Origin of the sequence: Buttiauxella cochleicola (genome assembly GCF_021282435.1) — a bacterium.
Lineage (GTDB): Bacteria > Pseudomonadota > Gammaproteobacteria > Enterobacterales > Enterobacteriaceae > Buttiauxella > Buttiauxella massiliensis.
The window spans coordinates 345423-363773 of the sequence record NZ_JAJSOT010000003.1 but is presented as its reverse complement, the minus strand read 5'-3'; the positions used below and the strand labels follow the sequence as shown (position 1 = coordinate 363773).

At 51.1% G+C, this 18351-nt stretch carries 15 protein-coding genes; 13 read left to right on the top strand and 2 right to left on the bottom strand.

What is annotated here, in order from left to right:
- Positions 1-109 precede the first annotated feature (109 nt).
- Together yfbR and alaA are read right to left on the bottom strand one after the other, a co-directional pair.
- The gene (gene yfbR, locus LVQ77_RS10570) at positions 110-709 is read right to left on the bottom strand and encodes a 5'-deoxynucleotidase (RefSeq protein WP_232904408.1); all 600 of its coding nucleotides are present in this window, start codon (positions 707-709) and stop codon (positions 110-112) included.
- Between the two features lie 80 nt (positions 710-789).
- Positions 790-2004: an alanine transaminase AlaA gene (alaA, locus tag LVQ77_RS10565; protein WP_064554960.1), complete on the bottom strand. Its 1215-nt coding sequence runs from the start codon at positions 2002-2004 to the stop codon at positions 790-792.
- A gap of 1013 nt (positions 2005-3017) precedes the next feature.
- Between alaA and lrhA the strand changes: the two genes are divergently transcribed.
- The 13 genes from lrhA to nuoM all read left to right on the top strand — a co-directional run bounded on the left by lrhA (position 3018) and on the right by nuoM (position 18351).
- Positions 3018-3953, top strand: a complete 936-nt coding sequence (lrhA, locus tag LVQ77_RS10560; protein ID WP_232904407.1) for a transcriptional regulator LrhA — start codon at positions 3018-3020, stop codon at positions 3951-3953.
- 628 nt (positions 3954-4581) lie between these two features.
- Positions 4582-5070, top strand: coding sequence for an NADH-quinone oxidoreductase subunit NuoA (gene nuoA, locus LVQ77_RS10555; RefSeq protein ID WP_064559903.1), 489 nt, complete (start codon positions 4582-4584; stop codon positions 5068-5070).
- A 96-nt stretch (positions 5071-5166) separates the two neighbouring features.
- Complete coding sequence (locus LVQ77_RS10550) at positions 5167-5841, top strand: NuoB/complex I 20 kDa subunit family protein (protein WP_064512680.1); 675 nt, start codon at positions 5167-5169, stop codon at positions 5839-5841.
- A 90-nt stretch (positions 5842-5931) separates the two neighbouring features.
- On the top strand, positions 5932-7743 hold the full coding sequence (gene nuoC / locus LVQ77_RS10545; RefSeq protein WP_232904406.1) for an NADH-quinone oxidoreductase subunit C/D: 1812 nt from the start codon (positions 5932-5934) through the stop codon (positions 7741-7743).
- Positions 7744-7745: 2 nt separating this feature from the next.
- Complete coding sequence (gene nuoE, locus LVQ77_RS10540; protein ID WP_232904405.1) at positions 7746-8246, top strand: NADH-quinone oxidoreductase subunit NuoE; 501 nt, start codon at positions 7746-7748, stop codon at positions 8244-8246.
- On the top strand, positions 8243-9583 hold the full coding sequence (gene nuoF, locus LVQ77_RS10535; protein WP_232904404.1) for an NADH-quinone oxidoreductase subunit NuoF: 1341 nt from the start codon (positions 8243-8245) through the stop codon (positions 9581-9583). The genes nuoE and nuoF overlap by 4 nt, the downstream gene beginning before the upstream one ends.
- A gap of 59 nt (positions 9584-9642) precedes the next feature.
- Positions 9643-12366 carry an NADH-quinone oxidoreductase subunit NuoG gene (gene nuoG, locus LVQ77_RS10530; protein WP_232904403.1) on the top strand — a complete coding sequence of 908 codons (2724 nt, stop codon included), beginning with the start codon at positions 9643-9645 and terminating at the stop codon, positions 12364-12366.
- Complete coding sequence (gene nuoH / locus LVQ77_RS10525) at positions 12363-13340, top strand: NADH-quinone oxidoreductase subunit NuoH (protein WP_183270005.1); 978 nt, start codon at positions 12363-12365, stop codon at positions 13338-13340. Before nuoG ends, nuoH begins: the two co-directional genes overlap by 4 nt.
- Positions 13341-13354: 14 nt before the next feature.
- On the top strand, positions 13355-13897 hold the full coding sequence (gene nuoI / locus LVQ77_RS10520; RefSeq protein ID WP_034458795.1) for an NADH-quinone oxidoreductase subunit NuoI: 543 nt from the start codon (positions 13355-13357) through the stop codon (positions 13895-13897).
- 12 nt (positions 13898-13909) lie between these two features.
- Positions 13910-14467: an NADH-quinone oxidoreductase subunit J gene (gene nuoJ, locus LVQ77_RS10515; RefSeq protein WP_232865968.1), complete on the top strand. Its 558-nt coding sequence runs from the start codon at positions 13910-13912 to the stop codon at positions 14465-14467.
- Positions 14464-14766, top strand: a complete 303-nt coding sequence (gene nuoK / locus LVQ77_RS10510) for an NADH-quinone oxidoreductase subunit NuoK (protein ID WP_034458791.1) — start codon at positions 14464-14466, stop codon at positions 14764-14766. The genes nuoJ and nuoK overlap by 4 nt, the downstream gene beginning before the upstream one ends.
- A complete protein-coding gene (gene nuoL / locus LVQ77_RS10505; RefSeq protein ID WP_232904402.1) occupies positions 14763-16604 on the top strand; it encodes an NADH-quinone oxidoreductase subunit L in 1842 nt (613 codons plus the stop codon). The genes nuoK and nuoL overlap by 4 nt, the downstream gene beginning before the upstream one ends.
- Before the next feature lie 217 nt (positions 16605-16821).
- The gene (gene nuoM, locus LVQ77_RS10500; protein WP_064512657.1) at positions 16822-18351 is read left to right on the top strand and encodes an NADH-quinone oxidoreductase subunit M; all 1530 of its coding nucleotides are present in this window, start codon (positions 16822-16824) and stop codon (positions 18349-18351) included.

Sequence of the window (18351 nt, the reverse complement as noted above, 5' to 3'; positions counted from 1 at the left end):
CCGCATCTTTGTTGGCTGGGTTTACAAACCCCAGTCACTTACTTTTGTAAGCCCCTGGGGATTTTCTCTCTTGCCGCCTTGATGTAGCTCCAATTATTTTGGGTATAGGTTAAAGCGGCGAGTCCTGGCTAATCTCATCGAGCGACAGCTGGAAGCTCGGTACAAAGACATTCATAAAATAGTCCATCTCTTCGCTGTGGCGGTCAGCCAGCGTTTTCTCGAGCCTGCTTTTTGCCAGTAAAAATTCATTGTTACCGGCAGAGAGCTCTTCCAGACATTTTAGATAGGCACATAACGCATCGGCTTGCTTGACGATGGCTCGCTCCTCATCGCTACTGCGATGTTCATCAATCAGTGGTGCCCAAATATCACGTAACTCTTCTGGCACCATATCAATCAATTTCTGTTGGGCGATTTTCTCGATAGCTTTGTATTCATGAGCAATTTGCGTGTTGAAATACTTCACCGGCGTTGGTAAATCCCCCGTAAGCACCTCACTGACATCGTGATACATCGCAAGCAGGGCGACATGTTCGGCGTTAATTTGGCCGTTGAATTTACGATTTTTAATCACGGCTAATGCATGAGCGACCATTGCAACTTGCAGGCTATGCTCCGAAACATTTTCGGTACGCACATTACGCATCAGCGGCCAACGATTAATTAATTTCAGACGTGAAAGGTGGGCGAAGAAATGGCTTTGGCTCATAGGTACACTCGGTGTCTACGACAAAGAAAACCATTGTGCAGGGGGGCAGGGGAAGATGCAAACATCTCCCCCCTCAAGGTTTACTGGTGGTAGTGTCCCAGGAAACGACCAAATTTGTTGATCGCCATTTCCAGTTCGTCAACGCGCGGTAAAGTCACAATACGTACGTGATCCGGCCACGGCCAGTTAAATGCCGTTCCTTGAACCAAAAGCACTTTTTCTTGTAATAAGAAATCCAGCACCATTTTTTGGTCGTCGTGGATATTAAAGCGTTTAGCGTCGATTTTCGGGAACATATAGAGCGCGCCCTGCGGTTTCACACAGGAAACACCAGGAATATCGTTAATCAGTTCCCACGCACGGTTACGCTGTTCATACAGACGCCCGCCTGGTGCAATAAATTCGCTAATACTCTGATAACCGCCTAAAGCCGTCTGAATCGCATGCTGAGCAGGTACGTTAGCGCACAAACGCATCGACGCGAGCATCTCCAGCCCTTCGATATAACCTTTTGCGTGCTTCTTCGGCCCATTCAGAACCATCCAACCCTGGCGGAACCCGGCAACACGATAAGTTTTGGACAGCCCATTAAAGGTCACTGTCAGCAGGTCCGGAGCCAGTGCCGCAATTGAATGGTGCTGTGCCGCGTCGTACAGAATCTTGTCGTAGATTTCATCAGCAAAAATAATCAAATTATGCTGACGCGCAATTTCTACAACTTCCAGCAACAGCTCTTTAGAGTAAACCGCACCGGTTGGGTTGTTCGGGTTAATAATTACGATGCCGCGAGTACGTGGTGTGATTTTAGCCCGAATATCGTCAAGGTCCGGGAACCAGCCTGCCGACTCATCACATAAATAGTGAACGGCTTTGCCACTAGAAAGCGAAACTGCTGCAGTCCACAAAGGGTAATCAGGCGCTGGTACCAGCATCTCATCACCACTGTTCAGCAATGCTTGCATCGATTGAACAATCAGCTCAGAAACACCGTTGCCGATGTAAATATCTTCAACTGTCACGTCCCGCATTTCACGAGCCTGATAATGCTGCATGATGGCTTTACGTGCGGAGTAGAGTCCTTTCGAGTCGCAGTAACCCTGAGCAGTAGGCATATTACGAATCACATCGACAAGAATTTCATCCGGGGCATCAAAGCCAAATGGCGCAGGGTTGCCAATATTCAACTTGAGGACTTTATTCCCTTCTTCTTCAAGACGCTTAGCCTCCTTGAGCACTGGGCCACGGATGTCATAACAGACGTTATCAAGTTTGCTGGATTTTTCGATAGGGGACATGAACCTGACCTTTAATGTTAGCGCCACTTCCTGCCGTGGAAGCGACCAGGCAACAAATGTACTCCTGCCACGCCCAGATTTGAAGGCAGTCGAGGCGCCAGACTGCAATTTATCTTTCAAGTTAGGCACAAGCAGAAAAACCAATTGAATATCTAATGATTGGTATAAAATACTGATTATTTTACATAAAATAGATGTATATATAAATATTAGGCCATTTTGTGATTTCATCAACTGATGTGGCGCTGGTGTTGTAGTGGGTAATGCTGAGTGGTTTGAAAATTAAATTGAGTGATAGTTAAGGAAAATTGAATGTTTATGCTTGAGGTTAAAAGAAGTTCACTAATGTGAGTTAATAATATGTATATAAAAATAACTCTGAGTGTCATTAATATAACCGAAGAATAGAGTTAAGTTACTTCTCTTTTGCCTCGTATAGCTTCAGGGATTTTTATGAATAACCTGTTGAAGAGTGAAATGAAAAAGGAGAATGAGATCAGATAATTCGCAACAAAACTTATGGAATGGCATGATTTGCGGTAAGATATGTCACGGAAAATGACGAGTGTCTATTTTTGGACATACTGAAACTCTATGTTTTACCTCGGGTTAGTATATAACCATTGTTCTTTGGTAATTGTCCGTGCAGCAAAAATGACATAGAGAAAACTTTCATTGCACTTATCCTCGTAGCCACAAAATGTTGAATAAATAAAACTCAGTACTGAAGTAGGCTTACAATAATTACTCAGTTTTAATTTAAGTGACTAGAACAATAAGACGAATGTTTGTATGTTGGTTACGGCGGTATAATATTTCCTGGAATATGTGATCTACATTATTGGCTCGCATGTACTGGGATGCATGAAAAATAAAAAGTCAGAACGACTGTCAGGATGACGGTATGGCCCCTCGGGAGACGTTCTGTAAAAGGGAATTGCTTTATCTTTTTGATAAATCACAGCAATAAAACTAAGGCAGACTCGTAAGAGCAACCTACTAGTGAAAAAATTATGATTAACGCAAATCGTCCGATACTAAATCTCGACCTCGATCTGCTAAGGACTTTTGTTGCCGTAGCGGATTTGAATACTTTTGCTGCGGCGGCAGTTGCGGTTTGCCGTACGCAATCGGCTGTAAGCCAGCAGATGCAGCGTCTTGAACAGTTAGTAGGAAAAGAGCTCTTTGCCCGTCATGGTCGTAATAAGCTGCTGACCGAGCATGGTATTCAGCTTCTGGGTTATGCGCGAAAAATTCTACGTTTTAATGATGAAGCATGTACGTCACTGATGTTTAGTAATTTGCAGGGTGTGCTCACGATTGGCGCATCTGATGAAACTGCGGATACCATTCTGCCTTTCTTGCTTAACCGAATAAGTTCGGTTTATCCAAAGCTGGCGTTGGATGTCCGGGTTAAACGTAATCCATTTATGGTTGAAATGCTTAATCAGCAGGAAGTTGATTTGGTTGTCACCACATCAAAACCCGCGCATTTTGAATCCATTGTGTTACGTACCTCGCCAACTTTATGGTATTGCGCATCGGATTACGTCTTCCAGAAAGGTGAAACCGTACCTTTAGTCATGCTCGACGATCCGAGTCCTTACCGGGATATGATGCTTGAGCATTTGAATGCAGCGCGCATTCCCTGGCGTATTGCGTATGTTGCTTCCACTCTTTCGGCTGTGCGTGCCGCGGTGAAAGCCGGCCTGGGTGTGACTGCACGACCTGTTGAAATGATGAGCCCTGAATTACGTGTACTGGGTAATGCTGATGGCTTACCAGTTATGCCAGATACTCAATATTTGTTGTGCCGTAATGTGCAAACCAGTAATGAGTTGGCTCAGGCTATCTTTAGTGCTCTGGAATCAAACCCTAACCCATACCGCTACATGGCTTCGTCAGACGAAGATGATGATACCGTGCTGATGGAACGTGATTTCGAGTAATGCCTTCGGTTTGTTAGTAACAAAATATGAAATTCGAAAACAGGTCATTGAGGTCATTTATTGACTCAGTGGCCTGTTTTTTAATCACTGCAAGATGTCTTTATTACTAATTTGTAAAAACATGTTTTAAAACAATCTGCTTCATAGCGCCCTAGATACCTACCTTCTACATACTTCCTTCGACTCAACACTCGTTTAAATGTTAAAAAACACGCTGCAATGTTGTTGGTTTCTGAGATGGATTAACAGAAGCGTGTCTCAGATCAAGAAAATACTCCCTCTTAGGGGGATGAATAGTTGAGATTTCCTGCCAAAATAGAGCAGTAGATATTTTTTTCCTCGTTAACGGACACGATTCACCTTCATTAAAGTAGGGTTAATGATTCGGCATTACTGATTTTTAACGCACTAAATGTTAATGAAGTTGGGCTCATGTAAATTAATGTGTGGATACTTTTGTTAAAGTTGACAAAAGGTTATAGAAAGGAGTAAAAAACCCCATCAATTTGCTGGTAAAGTTTTGATTCCGGCAGTTATTGTAAGGTTTATTGTTCCTCCCCATGAATCGATGTGGTGTTCATCTGCCAGCAAGAGCAGAGACTTTGGCGCCACTTTTGATGAGTAAGCAATGAGTATGTCAACATCCACTGAAGTTATCGCTCACCATTGGGCGTTCGCAGTCTTTCTTATTGTAGCCATAGGCCTGTGTTGCGTAATGCTTCTCGGGGCCTGGTTCCTTGGCGGGAGAGCTAAGGGTCGGCACAAAAACACTCCCTTCGAGTCAGGTATCGACTCAGTTGGTACAGCGCGCTTACGTCTATCCGCCAAGTTTTACCTGGTTGCCATGTTCTTCGTTATCTTCGACGTGGAAGCCTTGTATCTCTATGCGTGGTCAGTGTCCATCCGTGAAAGTGGATGGGTAGGCTTCGTCGAGGCCGCAATTTTCATTTTAGTGCTACTGGCAGGCCTGGTGTATCTGGTGCGCATTGGCGCGCTTGACTGGACACCTGCGCGTTCGCGCCGTGCCCAAATCAACCCGGAAACCGACAGTATCACTAACCGTCATACGCAAGATGCTCTAAAGAATTCGGATTACAGCAAGGCGGCAAGCGAGTAAATCCCATGAGCTTACTTAGGTAAGTGATTGGGGTTTATGAACGCAGCCAACACCGCTGTAAATTGAATTATAACGAGCATAAAATGAGGCAATAAGATGGACTATACGCTCACCCGCATAGACCCCGACGGTGAGAACGACCGTTACCCCCTGCAAAAACAGGAGATCGTGACCGATCCTCTTGACCAAGAAATCAACCGTAGCGTGTACATGGGCAAGCTCGAACATGCCATGCACGATATGGTGAACTGGGGTCGTAAAAACTCAATTTGGCCTTATAACTTTGGCCTTTCTTGCTGCTACGTTGAGATGGTGACCTCGTTTACCGCCGTGCATGACGTGGCACGTTTTGGTGCCGAAGTATTGCGTGCTTCTCCGCGTCAGGCTGACCTGATGGTGATTGCAGGAACCTGCTTTACCAAAATGGCTCCGGTCATTCAGCGTCTGTATGACCAAATGCTCGAACCAAAATGGGTTATTTCGATGGGTGCTTGCGCCAACTCCGGCGGCATGTACGACATCTATTCCGTGGTGCAGGGCGTGGATAAATTCCTGCCGGTTGATGTTTACATCCCAGGCTGCCCACCGCGTCCGGAAGCTTACATGCAGGCTCTGATGCTGCTGCAAGAGTCTATCGGTAAAGAACGTCGTCCGCTGTCGTGGGTGGTTGGCGATCAGGGTGTGTATCGCGCCAATATGCAATCAGAGCGCGAGCGTAAACGTGGCGAGCGTATTGCTGTCACCAATTTGCGGTCACCTGACGAGATTTAATTTGCGCCTGTGGTCGGCGTGAGTTTACTTCGCATATCAATAATATTAGCGCGAAGCCGCTGACCAACAGTCACCACAGTACCATTTGCAATGGTGAGAATTATGACCGATTTAACCGCGCATGATGCCAACCAGCAAGCCTGGCAAACCCGTGACCATCTTGATGATCCGGTTATTGGCGAACTGCGTAACCGTTTTGGGCCGGATGCCTTTACCGTTCAGCCAACCCGTACCGGTGTTCCGGTAGCCTGGGTTAAGCGTGAACAATTACTGGAAGTTGTCGATTTCCTGAAAAGACTGCCAAAACCTTACGTCATGCTGTTTGACTTGCATGGTATGGACGAGCGTCTTCGTACCCACCGCGACGGTTTACCGGCCGCGGATTTTTCCGTTTTCTACCACCTGATTTCTATCGACCGTAACCGTGACATCATGCTCAAGGTTGCGCTGTCTGAAAACGATCTCAACGTGCCAACGGTCACCAAACTTTTCCCGAACGCCAACTGGTACGAGCGTGAAACCTGGGAAATGTTTGGCATCACCTTTAATGGTCACCCGCATCTGACGCGCATCATGATGCCGCCAACGTGGGAAGGCCATCCGCTGCGTAAAGATTACCCGGCGCGCGCCACCGAGTTCGATCCGTTTGAATTGACCAAACAGAAAGAAGACCTCGAGATGGAAGCGCTAACCTTCAAGCCTGAAGATTGGGGCATGAAGCGCAGCAGCGAGCATGAAGATTTCATGTTCCTGAACCTTGGTCCTAACCACCCATCAGCGCACGGTGCATTCCGTATCGTTCTGCAACTCGACGGTGAAGAAATTGTCGATTGCGTACCGGACATCGGTTACCACCACCGTGGCGCTGAGAAAATGGGCGAGCGTCAGTCCTGGCACAGCTACATTCCGTATACCGACCGTATCGAGTACCTCGGCGGCTGCGTCAACGAAATGCCATACGTGCTGGCGGTTGAAAAACTGGCGGGTATCAAGGTTCCTGAACGCGTTGACGTGATTCGCGTCATGCTCTCTGAACTGTTCCGTATCAACAGCCACTTGCTGTACATCTCCACGTTTATTCAGGACGTGGGCGCGATGACTCCGGTGTTCTTCGCCTTTACCGACCGTCAGAAAATCTATGACCTCGTCGAAGCGATTACTGGTTTCCGTATGCACCCGGCCTGGTTCCGTATCGGCGGTGTGGCGCACGACCTGCCAAACGGTTGGGAACGCTTGCTTAAAGAGTTCCTCGACTGGATGCCGAAACGTCTGGATTCTTACGAGAAAGCCGCACTGCGCAACACCATCCTGAAAGGTCGTTCTCAGGGCGTTGCCGCTTACGGTAAAAAAGAAGCGCTGGAGTGGGGCACCACCGGTGCTGGCCTGCGTGCTACCGGCGTTGACTTCGATATCCGTAAAGCCCGCCCTTACTCAGGCTACGAAAACTTCGACTTCGAAATCCCGGTTGGCGGTGGCATCAGCGACTGCTACACCCGCGTGATGCTGAAAGTTGAAGAGCTTCGCCAGAGCTTGCGCATTCTTGACCAGTGTCTGAAAAACATGCCTGCTGGCCCGTTCAAAGCTGACCATCCGCTGACAACGCCGCCGCCGAAAGAGCGCACGCTGCAACATATCGAAACCCTGATCACTCACTTCCTGCAAGTTTCGTGGGGCCCGGTCATGCCGGCTAACGAATCCTTCCAGATGATTGAGGCGACGAAAGGGATTAACAGTTACTACCTGACCAGCGACGGCAGCACCATGAGCTACCGTACCCGTATTCGTACCCCGAGTTTTGCGCACCTGCAGCAAATCCCGTCGGCGATTCGCGGCAGTCTGGTTTCTGACCTGATTGTCTATCTGGGTAGTATCGATTTTGTAATGTCTGATGTGGATCGCTAACTATGCACGATAAACAACAACCCCAGGCAGAAGCCTTTGAGCTGAGTCAATTCGAGCGTGATGCGATTGAGCACGAAAAACATCATTACGAAGATGCTCGCGCAGCCTCTATCGAAGCGCTGAAGATTGTTCAGAAGCAGCGTGGCTGGGTGCCAGACGGTGCTATTTACGCCATCGCTGAAGTTCTGGGCATTCCAGCCAGTGACGTAGAAGGTGTTGCGACTTTCTATAGCCAGATTTTCCGCCAGCCGGTGGGCCGCCACGTTATTCGCTATTGCGATAGCGTGGTTTGCCATATTACGGGCTACCAGGGCATTCAGTCGGCTATCGAAGCAAAACTGAGCATCAAACCGGGTCAAACCACGTTTGATGGTCGCTTTACCCTGCTGCCAACTTGCTGTCTGGGCAACTGCGACAAAGGGCCGACTATGATGATTGATGAGGACACTCACAGTTATCTGACGCCGGAAGCAATCCCTGATTTGCTGGAGCAGTATAAATGAAGACGATTATTCGTACTGCCGAGACCCATCCGCTGACCTGGCGGTTGCGTGATGACAAACAGCCCGTCTGGCTGGATGAATATCGCAGCAAAAATGGCTACGAAGGTGCGCGTCTTGCTCTGACTGGCCTCGCACCAGATGAAGTCGTTACCCGCGTTAAAGACTCAGGTCTGAAAGGGCGTGGCGGCGCAGGTTTCTCCACCGGTCTGAAGTGGAGCCTGATGCCGAAAGACGAGTCCATGAATATCCGTTACCTGCTGTGTAACGCCGATGAAATGGAGCCAGGCACCTATAAAGACCGTTTGCTGATGGAGCAACTGCCACACCTGTTGGTGGAAGGCATGCTGATTTCTGCGTTCGCGCTCAAAGCTTATCGCGGCTACATCTTCCTGCGTGGCGAGTACATCGAAGCGGCTGTGCATCTGCGCCGTGCTATTGCAGAAGCGACCGAAGCGGGCCTGCTTGGCAAAAACATTCTCGGTTCAGGTTTCGATTTTGAACTGATCGTGCACACCGGTGCCGGGCGTTATATCTGCGGTGAAGAAACCGCGCTGATTAACTCCCTGGAAGGCCGCCGCGCGAACCCACGTTCAAAACCACCATTCCCTGCATCAAGCGGCGTGTGGGGTAAACCAACGTGTGTAAACAACGTTGAAACCCTGTGCAACGTGCCAGCAATTCTGGCCAATGGCGTGGAGTGGTACCAGGGCATTTCTGCCAGCAAAGATGCTGGCACTAAGCTAATGGGCTTCTCTGGTCGCGTGAAAAACCCAGGCGTCTGGGAATTACCGTTCGGTACCACCGCACGTGAAATTCTCGAAGATTACGCCGGTGGCATGCGCGATGGCCTGAAATTCAAAGCCTGGCAGCCGGGTGGGGCAGGGACCGACTTCCTGACCGAATCACACCTGGATTTACCGATGGAATTCGAAAGCATCGGCAAAGCAGGCAGCCGTTTAGGTACCGCACTGGCGATGGCTGTTGACCATGAAATTGGTATGGTCCCGTTGGTGCGCAATCTGGAAGAGTTCTTTTCCCGCGAATCTTGCGGCTGGTGTACACCGTGCCGTGACGGCCTGCCGTGGAGTGTGAAAATTCTGCGTGCGCTGGAGCGTGGCGAAGGCCAGCCTGGGGATATCGAGACACTTGAGCAACTGTGTCGTTTCCTCGGTCCAGGTAAAACCTTCTGCGCGCATGCGCCAGGTGCGGTTGAGCCATTGCAGAGTGCCATTAAATATTTCCGCGAAGAATTCGAAGCAGGCATTGCCAAACAAGATTTCGGTAATACCCGCGCGATTAGCGGTATTCAGCCTAACTTGTTAAAAGCGCGCTGGTAACACCTGACAACAAGTTTGCAGGTTATGAAATTTTATAATTAATTGGAAGCATGCTGACTATGGCTACGATACATGTAGACGGCAAAGAATATGAGGTAAACGGGTCAGACAACCTGCTGCAAGCATGTCTGTCGCTCGGCCTCGATATTCCTTATTTTTGCTGGCACCCGGCGCTAGGCAGCGTCGGTGCTTGCCGCCAGTGCGCGGTGAAGCAATATCAGAACGCAGAAGACAATCGTGGGCGCCTGGTGATGTCATGTATGACACCAGCCTCAGACGGTACGTTTATCTCTATTGACGATAGCGAAGCAAAAGAATTCCGCGAAAGCGTTGTGGAATGGTTAATGACTAACCACCCGCACGACTGCCCGGTTTGTGAAGAAGGCGGCAACTGCCACCTGCAGGATATGACGGTCATGACCGGTCATAGCTTCCGCCGTTACCGCTTCACAAAACGAACCCACCGTAATCAGGATCTCGGCCCGTTCATCTCTCACGAAATGAACCGCTGTATCGCCTGTTACCGCTGTGTGCGTTATTACAAAGATTACGCTGACGGCACCGACCTGGGTGTCTACGGTGCGCACGATAACGTCTACTTCGGTCGCCCGGAAGACGGCACGCTTGAGAGCGAATTCTCCGGTAACCTGGTAGAAATCTGCCCGACCGGCGTGTTCACCGACAAAACTCACTCCGAGCGCTACAACCGTAAGTGGGACATGCAGTTCGCACCAAGCATTTGCCAGCAGTGCAGCATCGGCTGTAACACCAGTCCTGGCGAGCGCTACGGCGAATTGCGTCGTATCGAAAACCGCTACAACGGGACCGTAAACCATTACTTCCTGTGTGACCGTGGCCGCTTCGGCTATGGCTACGTCAACCTGAAGGATCGTCCACGTCAGCCGATCCAGCGTCGTGGCGACGATCTGATCACGCTGAACGCCGATCAGGCGATGCAGGGTGCGGCAGATATTCTCCGCCAGTCGAAGAAAGTGATCGGTATCGGTTCTCCACGCGCCAGCGTTGAAAGCAACTTCGCGCTGCGTGAACTGGTGGGTGCGGACAACTTCTACACCGGTATCGCAACGGGTGAGCAAGCGCGTCTGCAACTGATGCTCAAAGTGCTGCAAGAAAGTGGCATTCACACTCCGGCACTGCGTGAAATCGAAACCTACGATGCGGTTCTGGTGCTCGGCGAAGACATTACTCAGACCGGCGCACGTGTTGCACTGGCTGTGCGTCAGGCTGTGAAAGGCAAATCACGTGAAATGGCAGCAGCACAGAAAGTCGCTGACTGGCAAATCGCGGCGATCATGAACATTGGCCAGCACGCTAAACATCCGCTGTTTGTGACTAACATCGACAGCACTCGTCTGGACGACATCGCCGCATGGACTTACCGTGCGCCGGTTGAAGATCAGGCGCGTCTGGGCTTCGCGATTGCTAACGCGCTGGACAGCAACTCCCCAGCCGTTGAATTAGATCGCGACCTGAAAAACAAAGTCGACGTGATTGTTCAAGCCCTGGCGGGTGCGAAAAAACCATTGATCGTATCCGGTACTAACGCCGGAAGCGAAGCGGTGATTCAGGCGGCAGCCAACGTGGCGAAAGCGCTGAAAGGCCGTGGTGCCGATGTTGGTATCACTATGGTGGCTCGCGCGGTTAACAGCGTTGGCCTCGGCCTGATTGGCGGCGGCTCGCTGGAAGAAGCGTTAAGTGAACTGGAAAGCGGTGCTGCCGATGCGGTAGTGGTGCTGGAAAACGATCTGCATCGCCATGCTTCCGCGGCTCGCGTTGACGCAGCACTCAGTAAAGCTCCGCTGGTGATGGTTATCGACCATCAGCGCACTGCGATTATGGATAAAGCCCATCTGGTGCTCTCCACCGCAAGCTTCGCTGAAAGCGACGGTACGGTTATCAACAACGAAGGCCGCGCACAGCGTTTCTTCCAGGTTTATGACCCGGCGTATTACGACCATTCCGTTGTGATGCTGGAAAGCTGGCGCTGGTTGCACTCCCTGCACAGCACGGTTCAAAGCCGTGAAGTGGACTGGACGCAGCTTGACCATGTTATCGATGCGTGTGTGAAAGCGTTGCCACAACTGGCCGGAATTAAAGAGGCGGCACCTGATGCCAGCTTCCGTATTCGTGGTCAGAAACTGTCACGTTCTCCAATCCGCTCCAGTGGTCGTACGGCTATGCGTGCCAACATTAGCGTGCACGAACCGCGTCAGCCGCAGGATAAAGACACCATGTTCGCCTTCTCCATGGAAGGGAACAACAGCCCGTCTGCAAATCGTCAGCAAATCCCATTCGCATGGGCGCCAGGCTGGAACTCACCTCAGGCATGGAACAAATTCCAGGCTGAAGTGGGTGGCAAACTGCGTCACGGCGATCCGGGTGTGCGTCTGATTGAAGCGTCCGACACGGGTATTGATTATTTCACCGATGTGCCGGAAATCTTCCAGGCAGAAGAAGGGAAATGGCGTATCGCGCCTTACTACCATCTGTTTGGCAGTGATGAAATGTCCCAGCGTTCACCAATCTTCCAGAGCCGTATGGCGGAACCGTATATCAAGCTCAATCCGGCTGACGCTGCAAAACTGGGCGTGAATGCAGGAAGCCTGATTTCGTTTAGTTACGAAGGCCAGACGTTGAGTCTGCCGTTGCAGCTTTCCGAAGGTCTGGCAGCAGGGCAGGTCGGTTTACCGATGGGTATGCCTGGCATCGCTCCGGTGCTGGCGGGTGCGCGTCTTGAAAATCTCCAGGAGGCTGGCCAATGAGTTGGTTAACACCGGATGTTATCGACATTCTGCTGAGCATTCTCAAAGCGGTGGTGATCCTGCTGGTCGTGGTGACCTGTGGCGCGTTCATGAGTTTTGGCGAGCGTCGTTTGCTGGGCCTGTTCCAGAACCGTTACGGGCCTAACCGTGTTGGCTGGGGCGGATCGCTCCAGCTCGTCGCGGATATGATCAAGATGTTCTTTAAAGAAGACTGGACTCCGCGTTTTGCGGACCGCGTCATCTTTACCCTGGCTCCGATGATTGCTTTTACCTCGCTGCTGTTGGCCTTTGCCATTGTGCCGGTCAGCCCAAGCTGGGTCGTTGCCGACCTGAACATTGGTATTTTGTTCTTCCTGATGCTGGCAGGCCTCGCGGTTTACGCGGTGCTGTTCGCTGGCTGGTCAAGTAACAACAAATACTCACTGTTGGGCGCAATGCGTGCTTCGGCACAAACGCTGAGCTACGAAGTGTTCCTTGGTTTGTCGCTGATGGGCGTTGTTGCGCAGGCAGGTTCGTTCAATATGGGCGATATCGTTGATAATCAGGCCAACCTGTGGAACGTGATTCCGCAATTCTTCGGCTTTGTTACCTTCGCAATTGCTGGTGTTGCAGTTTGTCACCGTCACCCGTTTGACCAACCAGAAGCAGAGCAAGAACTGGCAGATGGTTACCACATCGAATACTCAGGCATGAAGTTCGGCCTGTTCTTCGTTGGTGAGTACATCGGCATCGTTACGGTTTCAGCCCTGATTGTCACCCTGTTCTTTGGTGGCTGGCATGGCCCGTGGTTACCACCTTTCATCTGGTTTGCGCTGAAAACCGCATTCTTCATGATGATGTTCATTTTGATCCGTGCTTCATTGCCTCGTCCGCGTTATGACCAGGTGATGTCCTTCGGCTGGAAAATTTGCCTGCCGTTGACACTGGTTAATCTGCTGGTGACCGCCGCGGTCATTCTGTATCAGGCACCATAAGGGGTGAAAAAACCATGACATTGAAAGAGTTAGCGGTTGGTTTCGGCACCCAGGTACGCAGTATCTGGATGATCGGTCTGCACGCGTTCGCCAAACGCGAAACGCAGATGTATCCGGAAGAGCCAGTCTATTTACCGCCGCGCTACCGTGGCCGCATCGTGCTGACGCGCGATCCGGACGGCTCCGAGCGTTGCGTAGCCTGTAACCTGTGCGCGGTCGCCTGCCCGGTAGCCTGTATCTCTTTGCAAAAAGCAGAAACAAAAGATGGCCGCTGGTATCCAGAATTCTTCCGCATTAACTTCTCGCGCTGCATCTTCTGTGGCCTGTGCGAAGAAGCGTGCCCAACCACGGCCATTCAGCTCACCCCAGATTTCGAACTGGGTGAGTTTAAGCGCCAGGATTTGGTGTACGAAAAAGAGGACCTGTTGATCTCCGGTCCGGGCAAATACCCGGAATATAACTTCTACCGGATGGCAGGTATGGCAATCGACGGCAAAGATAAGGGCGAAGCGGAAAACGAAGCCAAGCCTATCGACGTCAAAGGCCTATTACCTTAAAGGAGCAAGGCAATGGAATTCGCTTTTTATATTTGCGCAATCATCGCGGTCGGGACCACTCTTCGAGTGATCACCCATACCAACCCGGTGCATGCCTTGCTGTATCTGATCATCTCGCTGCTGGCTATTTCCGGGGTGTTCTTCTCCCTGGGAGCGTACTTCGCCGCAGCGCTTGAGATTATCGTCTACGCCGGTGCCATCATGGTGCTGTTCGTCTTTGTGGTAATGATGCTCAACCTCGGCGGTGCGGTCGTTGAACAAGAGCGTAACTGGCTGAAACCGCAGTTGTGGATTGGCCCTGGCATTTTGTCAGCCGTCCTGCTTTCGGTGCTGGTTTACGCAATCCTGGGTCTGAATGACCAGGGGATTGACGGTACGCCAGTGAGTGCAAAAGCGGTAGGTATTGCGCTGTTCGGACCGTATGTTCTGGCAGTGGAATTAGCCTCAATGCTGCTGCTGGCGGGTCTGGTTGTTGCATTCCACCTGGGTCGTGAAGACCGTCCGGGTGAAGTGCTGAGCAATCGCCAGGCTGACGCAGCCGCGAAAAGAAAAACGGAGGAGCACGTATGATTCCGCTGCAACATGGACTAATCCTCGCTGCCATTTTGTTCGTCCTCGGGCTGACCGGGCTGGTGATTCGTCGCAACCTGCTTTTCATGCTGATTAGTCTGGAAGTGATGATCAACGCCGCGGCGCTCGCGTTCGTGGTCGCCGGGAGTTACTGGGGCCAGGCTGACGGCCAGGTGATGTATATTCTCGCGATTAGCTTAGCTGCCGCCGAAGCCAGTATTGGCCTCGCGCTGTTATTGCAGCTCCATCGTCGTCGCCAGAGCCTGAATATCGATTCAGTAAGTGAGATGCGTGGATGAACCTTCTCTGGTTAACCATTCTTTTGCCTTTTATTGGCTTTTTATTGTTGGCGTTCTCCCGTGGCCGTTGGTCGGAAAACCTTTCTGCCACCGTTGGCGTGGGTTCGATTGGTCTTACTGCGTTAGTGACCGCGATTGTCGGTGTTGATTTCTTCAACAACGGGCAACAGGCATTCACTCAACCGCTGTGGACGTGGATGTCGGTTGGCGATTTTAACATCGGCTTCAACCTGATCCTCGACGGTTTGTCACTGACCATGCTGTCTGTGGTGACCGGCGTTGGCTTCTTGATCCACATGTACGCTTCCTGGTATATGCGTGGGGAAGAGGGCTATTCGCGCTTCTTCGCCTACACCAACCTGTTTATCGCCAGCATGGTGGTTCTGGTTCTCGGCGACAACTTGTTGCTGATGTACCTTGGTTGGGAAGGCGTGGGCCTGTGCTCGTATCTGCTGATTGGTTTCTACTACACCGATCCGAAGAACGGCGCGGCAGCCATGAAAGCCTTCGTGGTAACCCGTGTCGGCGACGTGTTCCTCGCGTTTGCGCTGTTCATTCTTTACAACGAACTGGGCACGCTGAACTTCCGCGAAATGGTTGAACTGGCTCCGCAGCACTTTGCAGCTGGCAACCAGATGCTGATGTGGGCAACCCTGATGCTGTTGGGCGGTGCGGTGGGTAAATCTGCACAGTTGCCATTGCAGACCTGGCTTGCGGATGCGATGGCTGGCCCAACGCCAGTTTCAGCACTGATCCACGCAGCGACCATGGTTACCGCGGGTGTCTACCTGATTGCTCGTACTCACGGCCTGTTCCTGTTAACGCCGGAAGTGCTGCATTTAGTTGGCATCGTGGGTGCAGTAACATTGGTGATGGCAGGCTTTGCGGCGCTGGTGCAAACCGATATCAAACGCGTACTCGCGTACTCGACCATGAGCCAGATTGGCTATATGTTCCTGGCACTCGGTGTGCAAGCGTGGGATGCTGCAATCTTCCACCTGATGACTCACGCGTTTTTCAAAGCGCTGCTGTTCCTGTCGTCCGGTTCGGTGATTCTTGCCTGCCACCACGAACAAAACATCTTCAAAATGGGTGGCCTGCGTAAGTCCATTCCGCTGGTGTATATCTGCTTCCTGGTCGGCGGTGCCGCGTTGTCCGCGTTGCCACTCATTACTGCGGGCTTCTTCAGTAAAGATGAGATTCTGGCCGGTGCGATGGCGAATGGTCATGTGAACCTGATGGTTGCTGGTCTGGTCGGTGCGTTTATGACCTCACTGTATACCTTCCGTATGATCTTCATCGTCTTCCACGGTAAAGAGCAGATTCACGCGCATCCACTTAAAGGCATCACTCACAACTTGCCGCTGATTGTGCTGCTGGTGTTGTCCACCTTCGTTGGTGCAATGATTGTTCCGCCGCTTGCAGGTGTTCTGCCAGCGACTACAGAACTTGCGCACGGTAGCGTGTTGGCACTTGAGATTACCTCTGGTGTTGTCGCCATCGCCGGTATCCTGATTGCCGCATGGCTGTGGCTGGGTAAACGTACTCTGGTAACAGCGATTGCCAACAGCGCACCGGGTCGCTTCTTCGGTACCTGGTGGTTCCATGCCTGGGGCTTCGATTGGCTTTACGACAAAGTCTTCGTTAAGCCATTCCTGGGTATCGCCTGGCTTATCAAGAGCGATCCACTGAATTCACTGATGAACATTCCGGCAGTTCTTTCACGCTTTGCAGGTCGCGGCCTGTTGGTGAGTGAAAACGGTTATCTGCGCTGGTATGTGGCATCAATGAGTATCGGTGCGGTGGTCGTATTGGGCCTGCTGCTGGTCTTGCGTTGAGTATTGTGATTTTTGAGTGAAGATCGTTTCACAAGAAAAATGAATTTTAAGTAACTGTTCCTGAAGGACAGGCGTCATCGGCGAAACCAGACTGGACACCGCCTGCGCGTAGCAACCGGAGCGTACTCAAGTACGTGAGGATTGCGAGCACAGCCGGGGTTCAGTATGGCGAGCAAGATAGCCTGAGCAGGAGCAAAGATAAGGAACATACTGAGCTATGTTATTACCCTGGCTGATATTGATTCCCTTCATTGGCGGCTTCTTCTGCTGGCAGACTGAACGCTTCGGCGTAAAAGTGCCACGTTGGATTGCGCTGGTAACGATGGGACTGACACTGGCTCTCTCGCTGCAACTGTGGTTAGCCGGTGGCTATTCACTGACGCAATCCGCCGGTTTGCCGCAGTGGCAGTCTGAATTTATCCTGCCGTGGATCCCACGCTTTGGGATAACCATCCACCTTGCGCTGGACGGCTTATCTTTACTGATGGTAGTGCTCACCGGTCTGCTCGGTGTGCTGGCGGTACTCTGTTCCTGGAATGAAATCGAAAAATATCAGGGCTTCTTCCACCTCAACCTGATGTGGATCCTCGGTGGCGTTATCGGCGTGTTCCTTGCCATCGACATGTTCCTGTTCTTCTTCTTCTGGGAAATGATGTTGGTGCCGATGTACTTCCTGATCGCACTGTGGGGCCACAAAGCCTCCGACGGGAAGACGCGTATCACCGCTGCAACCAAATTCTTCATCTATACCCAGGCAAGCGGCCTGGTGATGTTGATTGCGATTCTTGGCTTGGTGTTCGTGCATTACAACTCAACCGGTGTGTGGACGTTTAACTACGAGCAATTGCTGCACACTGAAATGTCCAGCAGCGTTCAATGGTTGCTGATGTTGGGCTTCTTCATTGCGTTTGCGGTGAAAATGCCAGTGGTTCCATTGCACGGTTGGCTGCCGGATGCGCACTCCCAGGCACCAACGGCAGGTTCTGTTGACCTCGCAGGTATCTTGCTGAAAACCGCAGCCTACGGTCTGTTGCGTTTTGCACTGCCACTGTTCCCGGAAGCGTCTGCTGAATTTGCACCGATTGCCATGTGGCTGGGTGTCATTGGTATCTTCTACGGCGCGTGGATGGCCTTCGCACAAACCGATATCAAACGTCTGATTGCTTACACTTCCGTTTCCCACATGGGCTTCGTGTTGATTGCCATTTATACCGGCAGCCAACTGGCTTATCAGGGTGCGGTGATTCAGATGATTGCTCACGGCCTTTCTGCGGCCGGTATGTTCATCATCTGTGGTCAGATTTACGAGCGTTTGCACACTCGTGACATGCGTCTGATGGGCGGTCTGTGGAATAAAATCAAATGGCTGCCAGGTCTGTCGTTATTCTTTGCAGTGGCAACGCTGGGTATGCCAGGCACCGGTAACTTCGTTGGCGAATTCATGATTCTGTTCGGCAGCTACCATGTCGTGCCAATGATTACCATTATCTCGACCTTCGGTCTGGTCTTTGCCTCAGTTTATTCTCTGGCGATGATTCATCGTGCTTACTTCGGGAAAGCGAAAAGCGAAATCAGTGATAAACAACTGGCAGGCATGTCGCTGCGTGAGTTCTTTATCATCCTGTTGCTGGTGGTGTTGTTAGTCCTGTTGGGCTTCTACCCGCAGCCAATTCTGGATACTTCGCATGCCGCGATGAGCAATATTCAGCAGTGGTTTACCAGTTCAATTCCAACTACAAGGCCGTAA